15 protein-coding genes are annotated in these 16111 nt (G+C 62.9%); 8 read left to right on the top strand and 7 right to left on the bottom strand.

Annotation, left to right across the window (positions count from 1 at the left end):
* Positions 1-234: 234 nt before the first annotated feature.
* From RT028_RS02690 to RT028_RS02680, 3 genes are all read right to left on the bottom strand, one after another.
* Entirely contained in the window at positions 235-2622 is a 2388-nt protein-coding gene (locus RT028_RS02690) for a TonB-dependent siderophore receptor (RefSeq protein WP_312932243.1), read from the bottom strand.
* A gap of 205 nt (positions 2623-2827) precedes the next feature.
* Positions 2828-3808, bottom strand: coding sequence for a FecR family protein (locus RT028_RS02685; RefSeq protein WP_312932175.1), 981 nt, complete (start codon positions 3806-3808; stop codon positions 2828-2830).
* A complete protein-coding gene (locus tag RT028_RS02680; protein WP_312932173.1) occupies positions 3805-4305 on the bottom strand; it encodes a sigma-70 family RNA polymerase sigma factor in 501 nt (166 codons plus the stop codon). Before RT028_RS02680 ends, RT028_RS02685 begins: the two co-directional genes overlap by 4 nt.
* A 243-nt stretch (positions 4306-4548) precedes the next feature.
* Here RT028_RS02680 and RT028_RS02675 point away from each other — a divergent pair, with 243 nt between their 5' ends.
* The 5 genes from RT028_RS02675 (at position 4549) to RT028_RS02655 (ending at position 10286) form a co-directional block, all read left to right on the top strand.
* The gene (locus RT028_RS02675; RefSeq protein WP_312932171.1) at positions 4549-5667 is read left to right on the top strand and encodes a polymorphic toxin type 44 domain-containing protein; all 1119 of its coding nucleotides are present in this window, start codon (positions 4549-4551) and stop codon (positions 5665-5667) included.
* Positions 5668-6247: 580 nt separating this feature from the next.
* The gene (locus RT028_RS02670) at positions 6248-7039 is read left to right on the top strand and encodes an OBAP family protein (protein WP_312932169.1); all 792 of its coding nucleotides are present in this window, start codon (positions 6248-6250) and stop codon (positions 7037-7039) included.
* A 153-nt stretch (positions 7040-7192) separates the two neighbouring features.
* Positions 7193-7645, top strand: coding sequence for an Lrp/AsnC family transcriptional regulator (locus tag RT028_RS02665; RefSeq protein WP_312932167.1), 453 nt, complete (start codon positions 7193-7195; stop codon positions 7643-7645).
* A gap of 160 nt (positions 7646-7805) precedes the next feature.
* Positions 7806-9488, top strand: a complete 1683-nt coding sequence (locus tag RT028_RS02660) for an NAD(P)/FAD-dependent oxidoreductase (RefSeq protein ID WP_312932165.1) — start codon at positions 7806-7808, stop codon at positions 9486-9488.
* Positions 9489-9500: 12 nt separating this feature from the next.
* The gene (locus RT028_RS02655) at positions 9501-10286 is read left to right on the top strand and encodes a carbon-nitrogen hydrolase family protein (protein WP_312932163.1); all 786 of its coding nucleotides are present in this window, start codon (positions 9501-9503) and stop codon (positions 10284-10286) included.
* Positions 10287-10797: 511 nt separating this feature from the next.
* Here RT028_RS02655 and RT028_RS02650 read toward each other — a convergent pair.
* The gene (locus RT028_RS02650) at positions 10798-11241 is read right to left on the bottom strand and encodes a hypothetical protein (RefSeq protein WP_312932162.1); all 444 of its coding nucleotides are present in this window, start codon (positions 11239-11241) and stop codon (positions 10798-10800) included.
* On the opposite strand from RT028_RS02650, the gene trmL reads away from it, so the two are divergent.
* A complete protein-coding gene (gene trmL, locus RT028_RS02645; protein ID WP_312932160.1) occupies positions 11240-11695 on the top strand; it encodes a tRNA (uridine(34)/cytosine(34)/5-carboxymethylaminomethyluridine(34)-2'-O)-methyltransferase TrmL in 456 nt (151 codons plus the stop codon). The genes RT028_RS02650 and trmL overlap by 2 nt on opposite strands.
* A gap of 394 nt (positions 11696-12089) precedes the next feature.
* Here trmL and secB read toward each other — a convergent pair whose 3' ends face one another.
* From secB to RT028_RS02630, 3 genes are read right to left on the bottom strand one after another with little or no spacing between them, the layout of a single operon-like run.
* Positions 12090-12578 carry a protein-export chaperone SecB gene (gene secB / locus RT028_RS02640; protein ID WP_312932158.1) on the bottom strand — a complete coding sequence of 163 codons (489 nt, stop codon included), beginning with the start codon at positions 12576-12578 and terminating at the stop codon, positions 12090-12092.
* A 39-nt stretch (positions 12579-12617) separates the two neighbouring features.
* Complete coding sequence (grxC, locus tag RT028_RS02635; RefSeq protein ID WP_312932156.1) at positions 12618-12872, bottom strand: glutaredoxin 3; 255 nt, start codon at positions 12870-12872, stop codon at positions 12618-12620.
* A 2-nt stretch (positions 12873-12874) separates the two neighbouring features.
* Positions 12875-13288: a rhodanese-like domain-containing protein gene (locus RT028_RS02630; protein WP_312932154.1), complete on the bottom strand. Its 414-nt coding sequence runs from the start codon at positions 13286-13288 to the stop codon at positions 12875-12877.
* A 205-nt stretch (positions 13289-13493) separates the two neighbouring features.
* Between RT028_RS02630 and gpmI the strand changes: the two genes are divergently transcribed.
* Entirely contained in the window at positions 13494-15029 is a 1536-nt protein-coding gene (gene gpmI, locus RT028_RS02625) for a 2,3-bisphosphoglycerate-independent phosphoglycerate mutase (protein WP_312932152.1), read from the top strand.
* A 148-nt stretch (positions 15030-15177) separates the two neighbouring features.
* The coding region (locus RT028_RS02620; protein ID WP_312932150.1) for a peptidase M23 at positions 15178-16111 on the top strand (934 nt) is incomplete at its 3' end.

Below are 16111 nucleotides of genomic sequence, written 5' to 3'. Positions count from 1 at the left end.
GCTCCAACAGGACCGCGTAGCTTCTGAAGCTCATGCAGTCCATGTGGGTGCGGCCGGTCCGGCGCGATAGGCCGCGGAATGGCCCCAGTTGCTAAATGAACTGCATTGCGCACTCAGCGGGGCTTGCACTGCCCTGCATTAATAGCGTGCAGACGTCATCAGCGCAGTCTACTCGGATCATTACAGCGCAAACGCCCATCTCCCGACACCGGCTGACCTGCCACTGCGCAACCGTCAGAACTGGTAACTCACCGTCGCATTCACATTGCGCTCTTCGCCCAGGTAGCAGTAACTCAGGCTCGCGCAGGACGCGACATAGCGCTCGTTGGTCAGGTTATTGGCATTGACCCGCACATCCACGCCCTTGAGCCCCACTTTGCCCAGGTCGTAGCCTACCGAGGCGTCATACAACGTGTAGGACGGCACCTTCATCGTGTTTTCCGCATCTGCCCAGCTGTAGCCCACGTAGCGCACGCCGCCACCGATGCGCAGCCCGTCGAGTGCGCCGCTGTTGAACGCGTAATCACCCCACAGCGAGGCCATGTGTTTTGGCGCCTGGGTCGGTGAGTTGCCTTTGTTGTCGATGACGTTGGCCGCCGTACTGAACGTGCTGGGCATGGCCTTGGAATATTCGATGTCGGTCAGGGTGTAGCTGCCCAACAGCTTGAAGTTGTCGGTCAACTGCATGTGCGCTTCGAGCTCCAGGCCTTGCGAGCGGACGGCGCCGATGGGGCGGTAGAAGTTTTCCTGCGGCAGCTTGGAGGCCAGGTTTTCCTGCTCGATGTGGAACACCGAGGCGGTGAACAGATCGTCGGTGCCGGGCGGCTGGTACTTGATACCGGCTTCCCACTGGGTGCCGTCGGTCGGCGCCAGCGGGGTGCCGGCGCTGTCGGAATAGGAGTTGGGGTTGAAGGACTCGGAGTAGCTCAGGTAGGGCGCGATGCCGTTGTCGAACAGGTACAGCAGGCCGGCGCGGCCAGTGGTCTTGGTGCGTTTGTCGCTGATTTCGGTACCTTCGGGACGCGAGAATTCGGCGATGCGGTTTTCATCGGAGGTTTCGACCCAGTCGTGCCGCAGGCCCAGGGACACGCGCCATTTGTCCCACTCGATCAGGTCCTGGGCGTAGACGCCGGTCTGCTCCAGGCGCCGCAGGTAGCTGGTGGGGCTGTAGTAGGCAATGTCGCTGTTGCCGTAGACCGGGTCGAAGGCATTCAACGCGCCGACGGCGCCGCTGGTCCAGTCCACCACAGTCTTGCGGCGCTGGTAGTCCGCGCCCAGCAGCAGGGTGTGCTTGGCGTCGCCGGTGAGGAAGTCGGCCTGCAGCATGTTGTCGATAATGAAGGCATGCAGGCGCTCGTCGCCGCCCGAGTAATAGCGGGTCAGCTCGTTGCTGGTCGGGGTGGTCCAGCCGTAGCCGTAGATCTGGTCGAGTTTGACCTTCGAATCCTGGTAGCGGAAGTTCTGCCGGGCGGTGAAGACATCGTTGAAGCGATGCTCGAACTGGTAGCTGAACGACTGCTGGTCCCGGCTGTAGCCATCGACGCCCGGTTCGCCATCGAAGAAGTGTTCGGAAATGCGTCGGCCGTTGCGCTTGTGCAGGCTGCCGTCGGCCGGCACCCCGCCGTGGTAGCCGCCCTCGGGGTCGTGCTGCAGATAGGCCTGCAGGGTGAGCGAGGTGTCGTCGGATAGATCGATGCTGACAGTGGGCGACAGCGCGTAACGTTTTTCTTCGACGTGGTCGAATTGCGTGTCGGACTTATCCACAAGGCCGATCAGACGATAGGCGATGCGCTTGTCATCATCCAACGGCCCGCTGAAGTCGAAGCCCACGCCGCGCTGGCCTTGCGTACCTGCCATGGCCTGAATCTGGTGATAGGGCTCGTACAGGGGCTTCTTGCTGGTCAGCGCCACCAGGCCGCCCGGTGAGCTGCGACCGTAGAGCACGGACGACGGCCCTTTGAGGATGTCGACGCGCTCGAGGAAGTACGGGTCGACCTGCATGGTGCTGTAGGTGCCGCTGTCGCCCATCGACTTGAGGCCGTCGAGGTAGATGTTGTCGACTGCGCCGTCGTTGAAGCCGCGCATGGCCACATAGTCGTAGCGATGGGTCGCGCCGTAGGGATTGGTCAGCACGCCGGGGGTGTAGCGCAGGGTCTGGGCAACGGTCTGCGCGCCCTGGTCGTCCATTTGCTGGCGGGTGACCACGGACACCGATTGCGAGGTTTCCAGCAGCGCCGCGCTGGTCTTGGTGGCGACCTGGCTGTGCGTGGCGCTGTAGCCATCGACGCTGCCCAGGGCATTGCCCAAGGCGAAGCCGCGGATGTCGGTCATGGGCAAGGCCAGGGTCTGCTCGTCGGCACTGCGCAGCACGTAGCCGCTGCCGTCGTTCGAGACCGCCTGCAGGCTGGTTCCGCTGAGCAGCACGGCCAGCCCGTGGTCGACCGAATACTGGCCCTGCAGCCCGGGCGACTGCAGGCCCTGGGTCTGCTGGGGCGTGATCGAGAGGGTGATGCCAGCCTGGCGCGCGAACTGGTTCAGGGCCTCGCCCAGCGGCGAAGGTGCAATCGCGTAGGTCCGCGCACTGGCGCTGACCGCCGCAGCCTCCTGGGCCTGGAGCTGCATCGGCACGCTGGCCAGGCCAAGGGCGGTGGTCAGGGTCGCGAGACGAATCGCGCTGCCCAGCCGGTTGCGTTGGGTGCCGGCGCACGCGAGAGAGGCGCGCGCGCGGGTAGGGATCAGTGGCCGGATCATGGGGGGTTCCGTAAGGGGTGGGTCGAAGGAGTGGTCTCTCTAAGCCGCACCACCTCAGAAAACCCGCCAAAAAAAGTCAGACGTTTCGCCGCACGGTGACCCACCAGCGCGTGCGGTACTGCACCTGCACCGGCAAGGTCTGCGTGAGCACAGCCAGCAGCCGGTCGGTGTCCTGCAGCCGGTACACCCCCGACAGCCGCAGGTCGGCGACGTCATTGGCGCAAGCCACCTGACCACGGCGGTAGCGCGCGACTTCTGCGAGAAAGTCTGCCAGGCGCATGCCGCGTGTCACGATCAGGCCCTCGACCCAGGCATCCGGGTCCATGTCCGGATGCTCCACAAGCATCGCCTGGGTGGCGCTGACCCTGTACTGCTGGCCAGCCCGGACCTCGACCGTGCGCGCGTTGGCGAGCCGCATCAGGACGTGGCCTGCGCTGACGCTGAGGCGGGTCTGGTGATCGTCCTGACGCACCACGAAACGCCCGGCGAGCGTTTCGAACAGGCCGTGGGCGCTCTGCACCTGGAGCGGCCCGAACGCCGGCTGGGCACCGGCCTCGACCAGCATTTCTCCGCGCGCCAGGCGAATCAGCCGGCGCTGGTCGGTGAAGTGCTGGTCCACCGCGCTGTCGGTGTTGAGCTGCAGCCGCGTACCGTCTGCCAGACGGAAGCTGCCACGCTGCCCGACGCCTGTGGCGTAGTCAGCGCGCCAGTGCTGCACAGCCGGGATATCACGTGCGAACCACGCGGCAGAGCCGACCACCGCAAGGCTCGACAGCAGCTTGAGCGCCTGCCGGCGGTTGAGCCGCTGGGTGCTCTGCTCGAGCGCCTCGACCGCCACAGCGGATACCGGCAGTGCGCGAAATTGCGCGTTCAATTCGCCGCTGAGGGTCTGCACACGCTGCCAGGCACACTCGTGCTCGGGATGTTGCGCGCGCCAGTGTTCGCACTGGGCGAACAAGCTGCTATCGCGGGGCTGCGCTTGCAGGCGCAACGACCACTGGATGGCCCGCCTGACGACCTGCGCAGACGGCGGCTCGATGATCGCGGCGCGGCTCATGCGCCGTAGCGCAACAGGTAGCAGTGGTACAGCGCATCGGCCACATAGCGCTCCACCGAGCGCAACGAAACGCGCATCTGCGTGGCGATCTGCTGATGCGACAAACCCTCGCATTGCGCCAGCAGAAAGGCCTGGCGGACCTTGGGTTTCAAGCCGTCGAGCATCCGCGCGATGCCCTCGAGCAGCTCGAAGATGAGCTCACGGGATTCCGGCGATGGCGATTCGAGCTCGGGACGCTGGGCCAGGGCTTCCAGGTAGGCCCGCTCGATTTCACCGCGCCGCCAGTGGTCGATCACCAGGCCCTTGGCAACCGTGCGCAAGAACGCGCGAGGCGCCTTGAGCTCTAGCCGCTCGCGTCGGCTGAGCAGACGCATGAAGGTGTCTTGCACGAGGTCGGCGGCATCGGCGGCGTTGTCCAGCTTGCTCTGCAACCAGGCGTGCAGCCAGCGGTGGTGATCGATGTAGAGGGTGTCGAGGCCCTGAGAAGAAGAAGGCATAGAGCGCGTCCGAGCGCGGCGTAAATGATAATAAGTCGCATTGTGTTCAAGCGCCGGGGCATTTGCAACTGCCATCGACGTGCGCCTGGGCGGACGGCGTCAGGGCTTCTGCTCAATCTGTTTTCAGCGCCTAAATCAGGACGCTTCCTACAGTCTGCCCAGGGGGTATTTCCAGTAGCCTTTTCGACGCCCGTTTGAAGTCTGGTCATGGTGCCTGGACGAACGCCACAAGGACGCTGTTCGATGATTTCCTCCGCTCGATTGGGTGACACGCATGTCTGCCCGTTACCGGGCCACGGTGCCACGCCCATCGCCTCGGCGTCGGCTGACGTCAATCTCGATTTCAGGGGTGCTGCGCGCGTGGGTGACACCTGCGGCTGCGGGGCGGTGATCACCGCAGGCTTTCCCTCCATCCGCATCAACGGTCGCCCCATGGCGCACCTGGGCAGCCCTACCAGCCATGGCGGAACGATCATCACCGGGTCCGCCGATGTGGGTGGTGGGTTTCTCGGCGGCGGTGGCGGCACGTCGACCATCATCGACTTCATGGCGCTGGGCGCGTTTCGGCCGGATGGATCGGTGGATGAAGGGATGATGGCGACCTTGCTGGCTGATCCGGCGCTTGAGGAGAAGGCTGTGGCGGCTAATGCATTGATTGCGCCCGAGGTGGCGACGACGGTGTGTGATCATCCTGACAGGATGGAAGAGCTGGCCAGTTACATTGCGGATGAGATGAACAAGAACATCCGACATCCCGCTGTGATCAAGATGAAAGCGCTGAATGGTTACGATGCAGAAACTGAAGCCAAACGGCATTTTGAGTTGCCACTGAGTCAGCGCCTGGGAATACCACCTGACTTTTACCGTATTGAACTGATCAAGAAAGCCGAGGCGCTGGTATTGTGGACTGAGCGCGTGGGGCAGGATCGGCCTTGGGATCATAAGCCGATCATTCGTGAAACCATCGGAGGGATAAGGCATAAACAGGGCGATTATGAATATTTCTACGATATCTGGTCGAATATTCATTATGGCTATATCGGCATGGCTGCCGGATTTTCTGAAACCCTGTTATTAGATGGCGCGGGTATCGAGCAAATTGCATCCGACTCTATACGAAAAATCTATGAAATATTCGATAAACCCATGTCTAAATGGAGGCTTCCTGGCCCCACTCGCTCGGCTGGGGTCGAAGGTTGGCGGGCTTGGGATGATGCTCAGGATCGCACCTCTATCGGTATCGGCGTAAAGCTGTTCAAAAGTCAACATAACGGGGTACTGACATCTAGCATAGTCATGAACGAAGTACTCGAGGTACCCATTCCAGATTGGGGCGACGGTGTGAGAAGGCATGTCTGCTGACAAGCATAAAACCCATTACGGGTGCTTGGCTTTCAGATGGGCATTAGTTCTCCCAATAGTATTTCTACTAGAATTTTGGCCAGCTGTTTCAGTTATTTTCCCAAACACTTCCAAGGAAGAATTTCGATTTGTCTGGATTACACAACATAGAGTTTTCAGAGGCAGCATAGAAGGCGGAGGAGAAAGTAAGGACTTCGCTCATCTTTTTCCCAACGAGCACTTTTTCATGATGTTCGACTGGTGGACCGATAAAGGCTTGAGAAGGTGCATGAAGATCACACCAAAGCGGCTATCCACGCTGAATGTCTACCTTGATGAATATGGCCTCATCGATACGCATAAGAATCCACCTGAAGTCCTCGCCCGCATTGGGCGATGCGACGCTGGAGAGGATCCCTTTCGACCCTGAGCAGTGACCGCAGCTACCCCATCAGCGCCCTGAGACCCGAAAGCATCAATCTGCAGCTGTGCCTGGAACCGGCCCTGCCCCCGTTGCCCGGCAACCATCACCACCACATCACCCTGAACATCCCCGCCGGCCTCAAGGTCCTCTGCAGACATTCACTCAGAGTCCACCGTCATGCGCCCGCCTCACCTGCTCGCCTTGCCCCTGACTTGCGCGCTGCTGAGCGCCTGCTCCGCGCCCGCGACCCAATCCCCCGTCGATGCGCCCGGCCGTCCGGAGTCGGCAAAAACCCAGCTCCTCGAAGCCGGCGCCGCCGCGCTGCAGGCCAAGCCGCCCATCGACCAGATCAATGCGTACCTCGACGGTTTCCACTTCTACAATGGCCACCCCGAGGTGCAGATGGAAGCGCACCACTATTGCTCGATCCTCAACGAGGACGTGATCCAGTGCGTGATCTTCGATGGCAATCAGAAGGACGCCAAACTCATGGGCGTGGAATACATCATCGACGAGAAGCTGTTCGCCGGCCTGCCGGCCAAGGAAAAGGCGCTGTGGCACAGCCATGGCTATGAGGTGTCATCAGGGCAGCTGGTGGCGCCGGGGATCCCGGCCACGGCCGAACATGCGCTGATGGCACGCCTTGCGCATACCTATGGCAAGACCTGGCATACCTGGCACACCGACCAGGACAAGGCCCTGCCCGTCGGCGTGCCGCAATTGATGATGGGCTTCACCGCCGACGGTCAGGCGGACGCGGCGATGGTCGAGCAGCGCAACCGGCGGCTGGACATCGATGCGGCAAAGATCAGACAGCAGCGCGCCGACATTGCCATTCCCAAGGCTGATCCGCGAGCGGATGGCTGGAAGCATGGCAACACGTTCCAGATCGAGGACCCGACCGGGGCCCACTTGCATCATCCGGCCACGTCCACGCCGGCGCCGAGCAACAGCCGCTCCAGCCAGTAGAGTGACGCTGAGCGGGCTGAGCCGACCAAGGCCCGCCCGCTGGGCACTGCGATTCAGGCCCACCCGGGCCTGTACCCATCGCGTCACCCACACCCCCGCTTGCCCATCCCCCTAGCACTGGCTAGGCTGGCGTCCCGTCTGCAGAGACTCGCCATGTCGCCCGTCCGGCCCATCACCCTCGATGACACCGACCGTCAACTGATCGCCCTGCTGCAAGTCAACGCCCGCGAAAGCGTAGCCAACCTCGCCCGGGCGCTGGGTATCGCGCGCACGACGGTCAACTCGCGCCTGGCGCGCCTGGAAAAAGCCCAGGTCATCACAGGCTACGGCGTGCGCCTGGGCCAGGGCCTGCTGGACGGTGGGCTGCAGGCTTACGTGGGGATCAAGGTGCAGGCACGCTCGGGCAAGGATGTGGTCAGGCGCCTGAGCGCCATGACCCAGGTGCAGCAGCTGTGCACGGTCAGTGGCGAGTTCGATTATGTGGCGTGGTTGCGTACGGATTCGCCGGAGCAGCTCGACCAGTTGCTGGATCAGATCGGCGGGGTGGACGGGGTGGAGAAAACCACGACCTCGATCATCTTGAGCAACAAAGTCGATCGCCGATAGGTTCGTCAGAATTGCTATCAATTACGTCATTTTGTGAATCCGGATAGCATAACGCCGACGCTTTGCGCCTTAACTACGAACGTCACGCTTACTAAACTGACTGCCAGTCATTTCCTATACTCAGGCTTCGCACCGCGCAGCCCTCTGGCAAGGTCAGCCCATGAACAAGCACAACCGCCACCCCGCTGACGGCAAAGCGCCGATCACCATCTTTGGCCCGGACTTCCCCTTCCCCTTCGACGACTGGCTGGAGCACCCCGCAGGGTTGGGCAGCATTCCCGCCGCGCAGCATGGCCAGGAGGTGGCGATTGTCGGTGCGGGTATCGCCGGGCTGGTGGCCGCCTACGAGCTGATGAAGCTGGGCTTGAAGCCGGTGGTGTACGAGGCCTCGAAGCTGGGCGGGCGCTTGCGCTCGCAAGCCTTCAACGGCACCGACGGCATCGTGGCCGAACTGGGCGGCATGCGCTTTCCGGTGTCGTCCACGGCGTTCTACCACTACGTCGACAAGCTGGGGCTGGAAACGCGCCCGTTCCCCAACCCGCTGACGCCGGCCTCCGGCAGCACGGTGATCGACCTGGAAGGGCAGACGTTCTATGCGCAAAGCGCTGCTGATCTGCCCAGGTTGTTCCACGAGGTGGCCGAAGCCTGGGCCGATGCGCTGGAAGAGCGCGCCGACTTCGGCGATATCCAGCAGGCCATCCGCGACCGCGATGTGCCGCGCCTCAAGGCGTTGTGGGATCGCCTGGTGCCGCTGTGGGACGACCGCACCTTCTATGACTTCGTGGCCACGTCGAAGTCGTTCGCCAAGCTGAGCTTCCTGCACCGCGAGGTGTTCGGCCAGGTGGGGTTTGGCACGGGAGGCTGGGATTCGGATTTCCCCAACTCCATGCTGGAAATCTTCCGCGTGGTCATGACCAACTGCGACGACCACCAGCATCTGGTGGTCGGGGGCGTGGAGCAGGTCCCGCAACGGCTGTGGCGACATGCGCCAGAGCGCTGCGCCCACTGGCCAGCAGGCACCAGCCTCAGCGGGCTGCATGGTGGCGCGCCGCGCAGTGGTGTGAAGCGTATTGCGCGTGCCGCCGATGGGCAGTTGGCGGTGACCGACAGCTGGGGCGATGCACGGCACTATGGCGCTGTACTGATCACCTGCCAGAGCTGGCTGCTGACCACGCAGATCGACTGTGAAGAAGCGTTGTTCTCGCAAAAACTGTGGATGGCGCTGGACCGCACGCGCTACATGCAGGCGTCGAAAACGTTCGTCATGGTCGACCGGCCGTTCTGGAAGGACAAGGACGCTGAAACCGGGCGCGACCTGATGAGCATGACCCTCACCGACCGCCTCACCCGCGGCACTTACCTGTTCGACAACGGCGATGACAAACCGGGCGTCATCTGCCTGTCGTATGCGTGGATGAGCGATGCGCTGAAAATGCTCCCGCATCCGACCGAAAAGCGCGTGCAACTGGCCCTGGACGCGCTGAAGAAAATCTACCCGCGCACGGACATTGCCGGGCACATCATCGGTGACCCGATCAGTATTTCCTGGGAGGCCGACCCGTTCTTCCTCGGCGCTTTCAAGGGCGCGCTGCCGGGGCACTACCGCTACAACCAGCGAATGTACGCGCACTTCATGCAGGCTGACCTGCCCGCCGCACAGCGCGGGATCTTCCTCGCGGGCGATGATGTCTCGTGGACGCCGGCGTGGGTCGAGGGCGCGGTGCAGACGTCGTTGAACGCGGTGTGGGGCATCCTCACGCATTTTGGCGGCCACACCCATGCTGATAACCCCGGGCCGGGTGACGTATTCCATGAGATCGGCCCGATTGCCCTGCCCGACTGACCAGGAGCTGCCATGCGCATCGCTGTTTTCCAAGGAGCACCCCAACCGCTCGACCTTTCCGGCAACCTGCAACGTCTGCATCAACAGGCCCTAAAGGCTGCCGAGCGTGGTGCGCAGTTGCTGGTATGCCCGGAGATGTTTCTCAGCGGCTACAACATTGGCCGCGAAGCCGTGCAGCAACTGGCCGAGGCGGCGGACGGCGCCAGCGCTCAGGCGGTTGCCCAGCTGTGCCGCACCCAAGGCATTGCCGTGGTGTATGGCTATCCCGAGCGAGCTGCCGATGGGCAGGTGTACAACAGCGTGCAGTTGATCGACGCGCAAGGCCAGCGCCTGGGCAACTACCGCAAGACGCACCTGTTCGGCGAGCTGGATCGCCAGCAGTTCAGCGCCGGCGATGCGCCCTGCCCACTCATCACCCTGAACGACTGGAAGCTCGGGCTGCTGATCTGCTACGACATCGAGTTCCCGGAAAACGCCCGGCAACTGGCGCTGGCCGGTGGCGAGCTGATTGTGGTGCCGACGGCCAACATGGCGCCGTACGACTTCATCTGCCAGGTCACTGTGCGCGCCCGGGCGCAGGAGAATCAGTGCTATCTGGTGTACGCCAATTATTGCGGCAACGAGGGCGAAATCGAGTATTGCGGACAGAGCAGCATCGTCGCGCCAGACGGCAGCTGGCTGGCGCTAGGTGACCGGGAGCCGAGCCTGTTATTGGCCGATCTCGAACGCGAGCAGGTGCGCGAGGGGCGCGAGGCGTATCCCTACCTGAGCGACCTGCGGCGGGATTTGCACCGCTGATTCCTAGACGGTGTTGTCGTGCACCGATGCTGTGCCCGGCGCACCATGGCGAGGCGGGGTTCCGGGCAATCGAAGGCAGAATGCCATTTTCAGCGTGTAGAAATGCTATCTCCATCTTGTAGGAGCGACTTCAGTCGCGATGGGGTGCGAAGCAGCCCCAATGGCTGGGATCGTGTTTCGTCAGGGAGTGCCGATGGGCTGGTAATGGGGCGGCGGTGCCGCCCATCGCGACTGAAGTCGCTCCTACAATACCCATAAGAATCAATGAGTTGTGTTCATGTCACATACTTCGAGCAGTGCTTGGCTGTGCCGCCGCCGGCCAATAGCAGTCTGTTATTTAGCGGGTTCTGAACACGCGTTCGCTTTCGCGAGGCTCGATTGAAGTGACAGCATCGAGGCTGTCGGGAGCAACATTGCACGTTGATGGGAAAACCTGGCACGGCATCTGCAATAGCCCTGGTACCTCCAGTTTTGGGGACCTTGGTACAGGCAGGCCGAGATATCCCCTCTTTTATTCGTGCAGTCTCACCTGCACCCGCCAGCGTCCGGCGTCCTTTGCGGTGGTCCAGTCACCTCGCAAAGGGCGCGCCGCGACCACCGTCAGCAGTAATCCCTTGTCCGTGTGCTGAAGGCGCCAGCCGATGGGTTTGCCCTCGAACTGCAATTGCCCGCGCGCGGGCTTGCCTTGAGCGTCGAACAGCAGCGCCAGGCTTCCCTGGACCATTTCCCCATGCAGCCTGGGCTCCTGGCTGAACCACAGCTCCAGGCCTGCGTCGACCACCTCGACCTGCTCCAGCACGCTCGGCTGCGACGTGGTGAGGCGGCCGATCATCAGCCCGACCAGCGCCCCGAACAACGCCAGGGCCATGAGCATGCGCCGCCGCGCCTTCGGACGCGGATCGGGTTCGAGGGTAGAATGCGCGTCATTTTCCTGTTCCTGCCTGGAGCCGTGCATGTTTCACGTCATCCTCTTTCAACCTGAGATTCCACCGAATACAGGCAACATCATTCGTTTGTGCGCCAACAGCGGCTGCCACCTGCACCTGATCGAGCCACTGGGCTTCGAGCTCGATGACAAGCGCTTGCGCCGCGCCGGGTTGGATTATCACGAGTACGCGACGTTGCAACGCCATGCCAGCCTCGCGGCATGCCTGGAGAGCCTAGGCCAGCCACGCCTGTTCGCCTTCACCACCAAAGCCTCGCACCCGTTTCATGAGGTGGCCTACCAGCCGGGCGATGCTTTCGTGTTCGGCCCAGAGAGCCGCGGCCTGCCCGCTGAAGTGCTGGACAGTCTGCCCGCCGAACAGCGCCTGCGCCTACCGATGCGCGAAGGCTGCCGCAGCCTGAACCTGTCCAATACGGTGGCAGTGACGGTGTATGAGGCGTGGCGGCAGCAAGGGTTTGCTTGAGAGGGAAGGCGCTGTCGTCTGCGCTGCTAGCGGCTGCCTGCAGAGGGGATCGCGGACGATTGCCTTCTCGCTGACGTGCTGATGGCGATTGGGGCCGCTGTGCGGCCCGTCGCGACTGAAGTCGCTCCACAAGGATCGATTTTTCCTGCAAGACAAGCGCTCTCGGGCCACCGCGCAACCTGTTGGAGCGACTTCAGTCGCGATGGACGGCGTAGCCGGCCCAATGGCCGCGGCTGTGCTCTGCCTGTTGATGCGCGCGGCTCGAGTCAGGCCGGCTGAAGTCGCACCCGGACCGCGTCGCTGTCGACAAAGGCTTGATGCGACCGTTTGTCAGGGCTTCGTCAAAGACAGTTGGCTCCTACAAGCGGCGTCTTCAGCCGCGCAAAGCGACGCCTCAGGCAGTCGGCGCTTCGCCCGCTTCCTGCATGCGCTGCATTTCTTGCGCGTACAGGGCATCGAAGTTGACCGGCGAGAGCATCAGCGCCGGGAACGAACCACGGGTGACCAGGCTGTCGAGGGTTTCACGGGCGTACGGGAACAGGATGTTCGGGCAGAACGCGCCGAGGGTGTGGCTCATCGAAGCGGCATCGAGGTTCTTGATCAGGAAGATGCCGGCCTGCTGCACTTCGGCGATGAACGCCACTTCGTCGCCGTTCTTGACGGTGACCGACAAGGTCAGCACGACTTCATGGAAATCGCCGTCCAGGGCTTTTTGCTTGGTGTTCAGATCGAGGCCGACACTCGGTTCCCACTGCTGACGGAAGATCGCCGGGCTTTTCGGGGCCTCGAACGACAGGTCGCGCACATAGATGCGCTGCATGGAGAACTGAGGGGAGGTGTCTTCGTCAGCGGCGGCAGCGCCGATGTTCTGTTGCTCGGTCATGACAGTTCCTTTTCCTAATGGGTTGAACAAGACGTGAATTCAGGGCTGCAGCAAGGCGTCGAGCTTGCCGGCGCGCTCCAGGGCGAAGAGCTCATCGCAGCCGCCCACATGGGTGTCGCCGATCCAGATCTGCGGCACCGACGTGCGGCCCGCCTTCTGGCTCATTTCAGCGCGCACCTGCGGCTTGCCGTCGACGCGGATTTCCTCGAAGGCCACGCCTTTGCTCTGCAGCAGCTGTTTGGCGCGCATGCAGTACGGGCAGTAGTCGCTTGAGTAGACGATGACGCTCTTCATGGTCACTTCACCAATGGCAGGTTATCGGCTTTCCAGCTCGACACGCCGCCGCTGAGGCGGGCCGCATCGAAGCCGGCTTTGAGCAGTTCGCGGCACAGGGTGCCGGCCTGCTGGCCCATGGCATCGACCAGAATCAGGGTCTTGCCCTTGTGTTTTTCCAGCTCGGTCGTGCGGCCCAGGAGCTTGTCGTGGGGAATGTTCAGCGCGCCGACGATGTGGCCCGCAGCGTATTCCTTGGCGTTGCGCACATCGATGACCACGCCGTTGTCGGCGTTGACCAGGGCCGTGAGTTGACCATTGCTCAGGCTCTTGCCGCCACGACGCAGTTCGTTGAGCAACAGCAAGACCAGCAGAACAACGAAGATAGTGACCAGAAGAAGGTTTTCTGAGGCAAATTGAAGCAGTTTCTCAACCATCAGGGCTGTTCCAAGCTATTGAAAATGCCGGCCAGTATACACACCGGCCTCTACCCACCACAGCCCGGCCGGCAGGCGGTGACACGCTTTCATGACCTGGCTGTCGGCGCACTTGTCGGCACACGGGAGGATTATTCGCAGTCGCTGGGCGAATTGCCCTAAAATGCGGGTCTTTATCACCTTCAAGCAACCGTGAGTGGGATTGATGACGAGCACGCCTAAACCCCTGGTCCTGATCATCCTCGATGGTTTCGGTCACAGCGAAAGCCCTGAATACAACGCCATTGCCGCCGCCAGCACACCGGTCTATGACCGACTGCGCGCGACCCAGCCGCACGGCCTGATCTCTGGTTCCGGCATGGACGTCGGCCTGCCTGACGGGCAGATGGGCAACTCCGAAGTGGGCCACATGAACCTCGGCGCAGGCCGGGTGGTGTACCAGGACTTCACCCGCGTCACCAAAGCCATCCGCGACGGCGAGTTCTTCCAGAACCCGGTGCTCACCGGTGCGGTAGACAAGGCCGTTGGCGCCGGCAAGGCGGTACATATTCTCGGTTTGCTGTCGGACGGCGGCGTACACAGTCACCAGGATCACCTGGTCGCCATGGCCGAGCTGGCCGCACAGCGCGGTGCCGAAAAAATCTACCTGCACGCCTTCCTCGATGGCCGCGACACCCCGCCGCGCAGTGCCAAAGCCTCGATCGAGCTGCTCGACAGCACCTTCGCCAATCTGGGTAAGGGCCGCATCGCCAGCCTCATCGGCCGCTATTTCGCCATGGACCGCGACAACCGCTGGGACCGCGTCAGCGCGGCGTACAACCTGATCGTCGACAGCGCCGCCGACTACAGCGCCGACACCGCCGTCGCCGGCCTTGAAGCCGCCTACGCGCGCGACGAGAGCGACGAGTTCGTCAAGGCCACGCGCATCGGTGCGCCGGTCACGGTCGAAGACGGCGACGCCGTGGTGTTCATGAACTTCCGCGCCGACCGCGCCCGTGAACTGTCACGCGTGTTCGTCGAGCCCGACTTCAACGATTTCCCCCGTGCGCGCAGGCCGAACGTCGCCGCCTTCATCGGCCTGACCCGCTACTCGGCGAACATCCCGGCACCGGCAGCGTTCGCTCCGGCCAGCCTGGACAACGTGCTCGGCGAGTACCTGGCCAAGCACGGCAAGACCCAGCTGCGCATCGCCGAAACCGAGAAATACGCGCACGTCACCTTCTTCTTCTCGGGCGGGCGCGAGGAGCCGTTCGAAGGCGAAGAACGCATTCTCATCCCGTCACCGAAGGTCGCCACCTATGACCTGCAGCCGGAAATGAATGCACCGCAGGTGACCGACCGCATCGTCGAAGCCATCGAGCAACAGCGCTTCGACGTGATCGTGGTCAACTACGCCAACGGTGACATGGTCGGCCATACCGGCGTGTTCGACGCGGCCGTCAAGGCGGTCGAGGCTCTGGATACCTGCGTCGGCCGTCTGGTCGAGGCGCTGGACAAGGTAGGCGGTGAAGCCCTGCTGACCGCCGACCACGGCAACGTCGAGCAGATGGAGGACGAGTCCACCGGCCAGGCGCACACCGCGCACACCACCGAGCCTGTGCCGTTCATCTATATCGGCAAACGGCCGTTCAAGGTCCGCGAAGGTGGCGTACTGGCCGACGTGGCCCCGACCATGCTGAGCTTGCTGGGCATGGCGATCCCTGAAGAAATGACCGGCACCTCGATTCTCGTCGACGCCTGACGCGCCGCAGCGCGGCCCGGACTCCGCGTCCGGGCCGCCGACCTCCGGGCTTTCCAGACCAACGCCTCGCAGCAGATGCCGTGGGGCGTTTTTTTTGACTGGCCGGGCGGGCATACTAGGTCGTTCTTTCACCGGGTACACCTTTCTCATGCTTCGTGCACTCCTTCCCCTCGCCTTGTCGTGCCTGCTCAGTCCGGCCTTTGCCGACGAGCGCGCGCAGACTCAGCAACAACTGGACGCCACCCGCAAGGACATCGCCGAGCTGCAGAAAGTGCTCGGCCAGGTTCAGGCGCAAAAGGCCGGCGTGCAGAAAGACCTGCAGACCACCGAAACCGAAATCGGCACGCTGGAGAAGCAGGTGGAGGCCCTGCAACAGCAACTAAAAAAGACCGAGGGCGAGCTGGAGCGCCTTGATAAAGAGAAAAAAAAACTCCAGAGCGCCCGCGTTGAACAACAACGGCTGATCGCCATCCAGGCCCGTTCGGCTTACCAGAACGGCCGCGAGGAATACCTCAAGCTGCTGCTCAACCAGCAGAACCCCGAGAAATTCGCCCGCACCCTCACCTATTACGATTACCTGAGCCAGGCGCGCCTGGAGCAGCTGCGCACCTTCAACGAAACCCTGCGCCAACTGGCCGGGGTCGAGCAGGACATCTCGCGTCAGCAAGCCCAGTTGCTCGCCCAGCGCGGCAATCTCGACAGCCGCAAGCACGAACTTGAAGCCGTGCGCAGTGAACGCCAGCAGGTGCTGGCCAAGATCAACGCCGACCTCAAGCAGCGCAACCAGGCGCTCCAGACCCGCCAGCAGGATCAGGCGGATCTGGCCCAGGTGCTCAAGACCATCGAGGAAACCCTCGCCCGCCAGGCCCGCGAGGCTGAAGAGGCGCGGCAGAAGGCGTTGCTGGCCCAGCAGGAAGCCGAAAAGCGCCGTCAGCAGGAGGCCCTGGCCCGCGCCGAGGCCGAGAAGGCGCGCGGCGCCACGCGGCCCGATCCAGAGCCGGTCGAAGAGGCCCCGGTCAGGCCGCGCCAGCCGCTGGGCCCGGTGGTGTCGAGCGATGGCGCCAACTATGGCGGGGCTTTTT

It is taken from the genome of Pseudomonas sp. (assembly GCF_032058845.1).
Taxonomy (GTDB): Bacteria; Pseudomonadota; Gammaproteobacteria; order Pseudomonadales; family Pseudomonadaceae; genus Aquipseudomonas.
This window is presented reverse-complemented; position numbering and strand designations above follow the sequence as displayed.

Excerpts from the sequence above, each read along its gene's own strand:
- RT028_RS02690 (WP_312932243.1), bottom strand. The coding sequence starts at position 2,622 with ATGCAGCTCCAGGCCCAGGAGGCTGCGGCGGTCAGCGCCAGTGCGCGG.
- RT028_RS02685 (WP_312932175.1), bottom strand. The coding sequence starts at position 3,808 with ATGAGCCGCGCCGCGATCATCGAGCCGCCGTCTGCGCAGGTCGTCAGG.
- RT028_RS02680 (WP_312932173.1), bottom strand. The coding sequence starts at position 4,305 with ATGCCTTCTTCTTCTCAGGGCCTCGACACCCTCTACATCGATCACCAC.
- RT028_RS02675 (WP_312932171.1), top strand. The coding sequence starts at position 4,549 with ATGATTTCCTCCGCTCGATTGGGTGACACGCATGTCTGCCCGTTACCG.
- RT028_RS02670 (WP_312932169.1), top strand. The coding sequence starts at position 6,248 with ATGCGCCCGCCTCACCTGCTCGCCTTGCCCCTGACTTGCGCGCTGCTG.
- RT028_RS02665 (WP_312932167.1), top strand. The coding sequence starts at position 7,193 with ATGTCGCCCGTCCGGCCCATCACCCTCGATGACACCGACCGTCAACTG.
- RT028_RS02660 (WP_312932165.1), top strand. The coding sequence starts at position 7,806 with ATGAACAAGCACAACCGCCACCCCGCTGACGGCAAAGCGCCGATCACC.
- RT028_RS02655 (WP_312932163.1), top strand. The coding sequence starts at position 9,501 with ATGCGCATCGCTGTTTTCCAAGGAGCACCCCAACCGCTCGACCTTTCC.
- trmL (WP_312932160.1), top strand. The coding sequence starts at position 11,240 with ATGTTTCACGTCATCCTCTTTCAACCTGAGATTCCACCGAATACAGGC.
- RT028_RS02650 (WP_312932162.1), bottom strand. The coding sequence starts at position 11,241 with ATGCACGGCTCCAGGCAGGAACAGGAAAATGACGCGCATTCTACCCTC.
- secB (WP_312932158.1), bottom strand. The coding sequence starts at position 12,578 with ATGACCGAGCAACAGAACATCGGCGCTGCCGCCGCTGACGAAGACACC.
- grxC (WP_312932156.1), bottom strand. The coding sequence starts at position 12,872 with ATGAAGAGCGTCATCGTCTACTCAAGCGACTACTGCCCGTACTGCATG.
- RT028_RS02630 (WP_312932154.1), bottom strand. The coding sequence starts at position 13,288 with ATGGTTGAGAAACTGCTTCAATTTGCCTCAGAAAACCTTCTTCTGGTC.
- gpmI (WP_312932152.1), top strand. The coding sequence starts at position 13,494 with ATGACGAGCACGCCTAAACCCCTGGTCCTGATCATCCTCGATGGTTTC.